The sequence below is a fragment of the Rahnella sp. PD12R genome (genome assembly GCF_019200965.1).
In the GTDB taxonomy this organism is placed as follows: domain Bacteria; phylum Pseudomonadota; class Gammaproteobacteria; order Enterobacterales; family Enterobacteriaceae; genus Rahnella; species Rahnella laticis.
The window spans coordinates 1-6,987 of sequence record NZ_JAHTMS010000028.1 but is presented as its reverse complement, the minus strand read 5'-3'; the positions used below and the strand labels follow the sequence as shown (position 1 = coordinate 6,987).

Annotated in this window: 7 protein-coding genes; 1 reads left to right on the top strand and 6 read right to left on the bottom strand. The window is 49.9% G+C overall.

All coding sequences use genetic code 11. The features are described from left to right. Nucleotides 1-238: 238 nt before the first annotated feature. From proS to metN, 6 genes are all read right to left on the bottom strand, one after another. Entirely contained in the window at nt 239-1,957 is a 1,719-nt protein-coding gene (gene proS / locus KWG64_RS25450) for a proline--tRNA ligase (RefSeq protein ID WP_195815773.1), read from the bottom strand. Nucleotides 1,958-2,075: 118 nt separating this feature from the next. Continuing rightward, the gene (gene tsaA, locus KWG64_RS25445; protein ID WP_218523487.1) at nt 2,076-2,783 is read right to left on the bottom strand and encodes a tRNA (N6-threonylcarbamoyladenosine(37)-N6)-methyltransferase TrmO; all 708 of its coding nucleotides are present in this window, start codon (nt 2,781-2,783) and stop codon (nt 2,076-2,078) included. Next, a complete protein-coding gene (gene rcsF, locus KWG64_RS25440) occupies nt 2,780-3,187 on the bottom strand; it encodes an Rcs stress response system protein RcsF (RefSeq protein WP_195815775.1) in 408 nt (135 codons plus the stop codon). The genes tsaA and rcsF overlap by 4 nt, the downstream gene beginning before the upstream one ends. Before the next feature lie 170 nt (nt 3,188-3,357). Continuing rightward, entirely contained in the window at nt 3,358-4,173 is an 816-nt protein-coding gene (locus KWG64_RS25435) for a MetQ/NlpA family lipoprotein (protein WP_104924646.1), read from the bottom strand. 63 nt (nt 4,174-4,236) lie between these two features. After that, nucleotides 4,237-4,890 carry a methionine ABC transporter permease MetI gene (locus KWG64_RS25430; protein WP_104924647.1) on the bottom strand — a complete coding sequence of 218 codons (654 nt, stop codon included), beginning with the start codon at nt 4,888-4,890 and terminating at the stop codon, nt 4,237-4,239. Beyond that, nucleotides 4,883-5,914, bottom strand: a complete 1,032-nt coding sequence (metN, locus tag KWG64_RS25425; protein WP_195815777.1) for a methionine ABC transporter ATP-binding protein MetN — start codon at nt 5,912-5,914, stop codon at nt 4,883-4,885. Before metN ends, KWG64_RS25430 begins: the two co-directional genes overlap by 8 nt. A gap of 180 nt (nt 5,915-6,094) precedes the next feature. On the opposite strand from metN, the gene gmhB reads away from it, so the two are divergent. Beyond that, nucleotides 6,095-6,661, top strand: a complete 567-nt coding sequence (gene gmhB, locus KWG64_RS25420) for a D-glycero-beta-D-manno-heptose 1,7-bisphosphate 7-phosphatase (protein ID WP_195815778.1) — start codon at nt 6,095-6,097, stop codon at nt 6,659-6,661. The last annotated feature ends 326 nt before the right edge of the window (nt 6,662-6,987 follow it).

The window sequence follows — 6,987 nt, the reverse complement described above, 5'->3', positions numbered from 1 at the left end:
TCCATCGCGTGTGCGCTAAGCTCTTTTCGTCCCTCATTGGGACCCCCTTTTGATTTCTTGTTGAACCTTTGCAGTTGCCAGACCGCAAACTGTTTTAACAAATCAAAAGGGGTTTTTATAACTGGCTCAAAGCTGAAAGCTTTACTGAACCCCCAGCCTAGCTGGGGGTTTTCTGTGCACAACAAAAATGCCCGCGCGATGCGGGCATTTTTATGGGCTAACGTTTGTCGCTAAAATATTAACGCGGGATCTGGCTCAGCAGATATTCAACAATATCGCCTTGCTTGATCATTTGTTTTTCACCGCTGCGGCGGTTTTTATATTCCAGCTCTTCGGCGTCCAGATTACGATCGCCAATCACCACGTGGTGTGGAACACCGATCAGTTCCATGTCTGCAAACATGACGCCCGGACGCTCTTTACGATCGTCGAGGATCACATCGATACCGTGTGAACGCAGTTCTTTGTACAACGCTTCCGCCGCATCTTTCACGCGGAAAGATTTGTGCATGTTCATTGGCAGAATCGCAACCTGGAACGGGGCAATAGCGTCCGGCCAGATAATTCCACGGTCATCGTGGTTCTGTTCGATAGCCGCAGCGACCACGCGGGTCACCCCAATGCCGTAGCAGCCCATGGTCATGACCTGATTACGGCCATCTTCACCCTGAACTGTCGCATTCATTGCTTCTGAGTATTTAGTACCCAGCTGGAAGATGTGGCCAACTTCGATACCGCGTTTGATGACCAGAGAACCCTGACCGTCCGGGCTTGGATCGCCGGCAACTACGTTACGGATATCTGCCACTTCTGGCAGCGCAACATCGCGATCCCAGTTAATGCCAAAGTAATGCTTACCGTCGATGTTTGCGCCAGCGCTGAAATCGCTCATCGCGGCAACGGTGCGGTCAGCAACAACTGGCATTGGCAGATTAACCGGGCCGAGTGAACCCGGGCCTGCTGCAACGATTTCACGGATTTCAGCTTCAGTTGCGAAAGTCAGCGGAGCAGCAACTTGCGGCAGTTTTTCAGCTTTGATTTCGTTCAGTTCATGATCACCACGAACCAGCAGAGCAACCAGTTTATGACCACTTTCAGCCGTCGCATGTACCATCAGGGTTTTCACGGTTTTCTCAACCGGAACCTGGAACTGTTCTGTCAGTTCAGCGATGGTTTTCGCATCGGGTGTTTCCACCACACGCATTTCCTGCGTAGCGGCGGCACGCGGTGCAGCCGGAGCCAGCGCTTCTGCAAATTCGATATTGGCAGCGAAATCTGAAGAGTCAGAGAACACCACGTCATCTTCGCCGCTTTGTGCCAGTACCTGGAATTCATGGGACGCGCTGCCACCGATAGAACCGGTATCAGCCAGCACAGCACGGAAATCCAGGCCCATGCGGTTGAAGATTTGGCTGTAAGCCGCATACATCGCGTCGTAAGTTTCCTGAAGGGATTCCTGCGTCGTGTGGAACGAGTAGGCATCTTTCATCAGGAATTCACGAGAACGCATCACACCAAAACGCGGGCGAACTTCATCACGGAATTTGGTCTGGATCTGGAAGAAATTCAGCGGCAGTTGCTTGTAAGAGCTGACTTCGTTGCGGATCAGATCCGTAATGACTTCTTCGTGGGTTGGACCCAGTACGAACGGACGATCGCCACGGTCAACGAAACGCAGCAGTTCCGGGCCGTATTGTTCCCAACGTCCGCTCTCCTGCCACAAATCTGCGGGCTGAACTACCGGCATAGACACTTCAATGGCGTTCGCGTTGTTCATTTCTTCGCGTACGATGTTTTCAACTTTTTTGAGAACACGTAAGCCTGTCGGCAGCCAGGTGTACAGGCCGGAGGCCAGTTTGCGAATCATACCAGCGCGAAGCATCAGCTGGTGGCTGATGACTTCTGCGTCGGCTGGCGTCTCTTTCAGTGTAGAGAGCAGATATTGAGTAGTACGCATGATGTGTTGGTTCCGTTAGCACTGCAAATTGCAATCGGGCTGCCAGTGGCAGCCAAAACGTGAAAAGTGGCTTAGTTTACCAGCGAGTTGGTGTTGCCAAAAGAGACGCAGAGGAAATTTAGTCTTCGTCGAGGGACATTACCTGATTCAGGGAACCCACAACCCGCCAGCGGACATTAAATTCCAGCAGGCGAACGGCGTAATCCCGTTCAGCAGATTCACCTTTGCGGTAAGCAGGACGCGGATCCTGCCCTAATACCTGTGTAATAAAGCGGCGCAGATGCGGATATTTTCCTGCATTTTTTGCCAGTTGAGATTCTGCCTGAGGGAGAAATTCCACGGGCATATCAGCTTGCGGTGCATGTTGGGCAAAACCCGCACGGGCTTCAGAATGGCTTTCTGCAAACGGCAGATAAGGTTTGATATCAACAACGGGGGTGCCATCGACGAGGTCGAGACTGCCGAGTTGCAGAATCACACTCTGCCCCTGACAGCGAATGCCTTTCAGTTCAACCAGCGACATGCCCAGCGGATTGGGGCGAAAGGTTGAACGTGTGGCAAACACGCCGGTACGGATATTTCCACCAAGGCGCGGCGGACGCACCGTCGGGCGCCATCCCCCGTCCATTGTCTGATGAAAGATGAACATCACCCATAAATGGCTGAAATCTTCCAGCCCGCGTACGGCCTCGGGCTGGTTATAAGGCGCATGAAGATGTAATTCGCCGTCACCATCCTGAACTAACCCCGGCTGGCGCGGAACAGCAAACTTCTCTTTGTAAGGAGAATGAATGGTCCCTATTTGCTCAAAAGAAAATGAGGTCATTTAAAGGTGACATTCAGGGCCGAACCCTGACAAATTGCCTGCTGGTAGCATCCGGGGACGCCGCCGACGATCTCGCACTGATGCAACAGCACCGCATTTGCTTTCATATAAGAGGCGCGGGTCAGCATTCTTTTACGCGCAGCCGCAAGGCTTGGTGGCGTATCGTTTTGATCGCTCTGGCAAGACTCGCCAGAAACTTCACCCAGGTCGCGGAAAGGTGTTCCGACCAGAGCTTCAGCATCTTTATACAGTTTGACGGGGGCAGGGCGAACCGGAGCCGGTTTTGGTTTGACAGGTTTTGGCTCTTCTTTAACAACAGGTGCAGTGGTTGTTGGCTGTGTGTGTTGAGTCAGGGAACAACCCGCCAGCAAAAGTGCCGACAAACAGAGAGGTAAAGCACGCATGGTATGTCCTCTGCTTTTTTAATATGTTTACAGGAAAGAATGTGGCGTTATTGAACCAAGGTATTGAGGAAATAACAAGGCGGGCATAAGCCCGCCTTGAATTTATTTGTGAAAGGAATATTTACGAGAGTAATTATCAGGATAAATACTGAGTTCCTGACATTCGCGAATTACCAGCCTTTCACCGCGCCGCCGTTGAAGATCTTGTTGGCAGCCGCGTTAACTTCATCAGACTGATAAGCCTGAACGAATTTCTTCACGTTTTCAGCGTCTTTATTGTCTTCACGCGCAACGATCAGGTTAACGTATGGAGATTCTTTATCTTCAACGAAGATGCCATCTTTTTCTGGCGTCAGGTTGATCTGGCTGGCGTAAGTTGTGTTGATTACAGCCAGTGCGATTTTTGCATCATCCAGTGAACGTGGCAGTTGTGGCGCTTCCAGTTCAACCAGCTTCAGGTTTTTAGGGTTCTCAGTGACATCCAGAACAGTCGGCAGCAGGCCAACACCGTCTTTCAGTTTGATCAAACCTTGTTTTTGCAGCAGCAGTAATGAACGGCCCAGGTTAGTCGGGTCGTTTGGCAATGCAACCTGATCGCCATCTTTCAGCTCATCGATAGATTTGATTTTTTTAGAGTAACCGGCGATTGGGTAGACGAAAGTGTTGCCGACCGGAACCAGTTTATAACCACGATCTTTAATCTGCTGATCGAGGTATGGTTTATGCTGGAAGGCGTTAACATCGATATCGCCTTTGCTCAGCGCTTCGTTTGGCAGAACGTAGTCGTTGAAAGTCACCAGCTCTACGTCAAGACCGTATTTTTCTTTAGCGACTTTCTGTGCAACTTCCGCAACCTGCTGTTCAGAACCGACAATCACACCCACTTTAATATGGTTAGGATCCTGTTCTTTCGGCCCGCAACCAACTAAAGCCAGCGTTCCCAGAAGTGCGCCGACAACTGCAATGGATTTAAATTTATTAGACATGTCCTTTCCTCAATAAGCGGATAAAAATTATTCGCAGGGTTAGCTATTACAGCTGTTGTTTCATTATTTATGCGTGACTGCTTTTACGATGCGGTCGCCGCAAAACTGAATTAAATACACCAAAACGACTAACAGGACTAATACCGTATTCATTACAGTTGCGTCATAACCAATGTAACCGTACTGATAACCTATTTGCCCTAATCCACCGGCACCGACAGCACCGCCCATAGCGGAATAACCCACCAGAGTGATCAGCGTGATAGTGGCTGCGTTGACCAGACCCGGCAAGGCTTCCGGCAACAAGATTTTACGGATGATTTGCATCGGTGTGGCGCCCATGGCACGCGAAGCTTCAACCAGACCGCTTGGGATTTCCAGCAACGCATTCTCCACCATACGTGCGATAAATGGCGCCGCGCCAACGGTCAGGGGGACAATTGCCGCCTGCAAACCGATAGAAGTCCCGACAATCAGACGTGTGAACGGGATCATCCAGACCAGCAGGATAATAAAAGGTATAGAACGGAAAATGTTAACCAGCGCAGACATCACGCGATAGACGTTTTTGTTCTCAGCAATCTGGCCCGGACGGGTGACGTAAAGCAGCACGCCAAAAGGTAGGCCCAAAACGAAACCGAAGAAGCCAGAGGTCAGTGTCATGATGACAGTTTCCCAAATCCCCCGACCCATTAACCACATCATTGGCTCAGACATAACCGAGTACCTCTACTTTTACCTGATTTTCATGCAGGAACTGAATGGCTGCCTGAGTGCTTTCTTCTGCACCGTGCATTTCTGTCAGCATAATCCCGAACTTCACGCCGCCGGCATAATCCATCTGAGCACTGATAATATTGTTGTTTACGTCGAAACGGCGCACGGCCTCTGAAAGCAGCGGCGCATCAACGGACTGACCGGTGAATTCCAGACGTAATAAAGGTACCCGACCGGCTTCAGGTTCAGGAACCAGACGTACGGCGTAATCTTCCGGGACATCCAGGTGCAGCGTAGACTGAATAAACTGCTGTGCCAGCGGGGTTTTAGGGTGTGAGAACATCTCACTCACTTTATCCTGCTCGATTAATTTGCCATCGCTGATCACCGCAACCTGATCGCAAATGCGCTTAACGACATCCATCTCGTGGGTGATTAACAAAATAGTTAATCCAAGGCGACGGTTGATATCTTTCAGCAATTCAAGAATTGCGCGGGTTGTAGCCGGGTCAAGAGCACTGGTCGCTTCATCACACAACAAGACTTTAGGATTGCTGGCCAGAGCGCGTGCAATCGCCACACGCTGTTTTTGACCGCCGGAAAGATTGGCCGGATAAGCATCATGTTTATCTTCCAGGCCTACAAGACTCAGCAGCTCTGAAACACGTTTTTTGATTTCAGCAGAAGAGAGGTTATCCAGCTCCAGCGGCAGTGCCACATTGCCAAAGACAGTACGTGACGACAGCAAATTAAAGTGCTGAAAAATCATACCAATCTGGCGACGGGCGCGGGTCAGCGCTTTCTCGGAGAAGGACATCAGATCCTGACCATCAACCAGTACCTGGCCTTTGGTCGGACGTTCCAGCAAATTGACGCAGCGGATTAATGTACTTTTCCCCGCGCCAGATGAGCCGATTACGCCATAAATTTGCCCGGCAGGGACGTGAAGACTCACGTCAGAGAGCGCGACTATCTGGCGCGAACCCTGCTGGAAAACCTTGGTGATGTTTGAAAGTTTAATCATATTATTTTTTATTCTGTCTTTTTGCCGTGACGTGGTGAAATTAACTCTGCGGGAGCACTTTCCCGAAGCATGTCGTGGATGCTAAGGCGTCTAGACGTCTAAGTCAACCAGGTTAGCGTTCTCACGAACAGTGAAAACATGCGATACTGACGCCGTTAACCCGCCATCAGGAGCAAATTCGTGGCACAACCAGTTTCAGCAATCTTTCTTGACCGTGATGGCACTTTGAATGTCGACCACGGCTATGTACATGAAATCGATGATTTCCAGTTTATCGATGGCGTTATTGATGCCTGCCTAAAACTCAAAGAGATGGGCTTCTTATTGGTATTAGTGACCAATCAGTCCGGTATCGCGCGCGGCAAGTTTACCGAAGATCAGTTTATGACGCTGACGGAGTGGATGGACTGGTCGCTTGCCGACAGAGGTGTCGATCTCGACGGCATCTACTTCTGCCCGCATCATCCCGAAGGTACTGTTAAAGAGTTTACTCAGGTTTGCGATTGCCGTAAGCCTCTGCCAGGTATGTTTATGACGGCTAAAGAGGAGCTCAATATTGATATGGCTTCTTCTTATATGGTGGGCGATAAGCTGGAAGATATGCAGGCAGCGGCAGCGGCAGGCGTGGGGACTAAGATTTTAGTTCGCACAGGCAAGCCGGTAACTCCAGAAAGTGAAACTGCAGCAGATGCCGTATTGGAAAGCCTTGCTGCTTTGCCTTCCTTTATAGCAAAAGGGCAGAAATAAGGTTCTTTGGATAAAAAAACGGCAAACGAAATAAAACTGTATTTATTCGCTTGCCATTAAAATCCAACTCCCTATAATGCCGCTCCATCGACAGGGAACAACGTGAACAACATCACGAAGTCACCGGGTCGGAAAGATTAAAAACAGCGGCAACCGGATGAAATAAACGGTTGACACTGAATGAGGAAAGCGTAATATACGCCACCTCGAGTTAGCAAGCGAAAGCGCGTAACTCACTGCTCTTTAACAATTTATCAGACAATCTGTGTGGGCACTCACAAGACGATATCAGCCACCTCGGTGGCAAAAAATATCAAGTCTTAGAG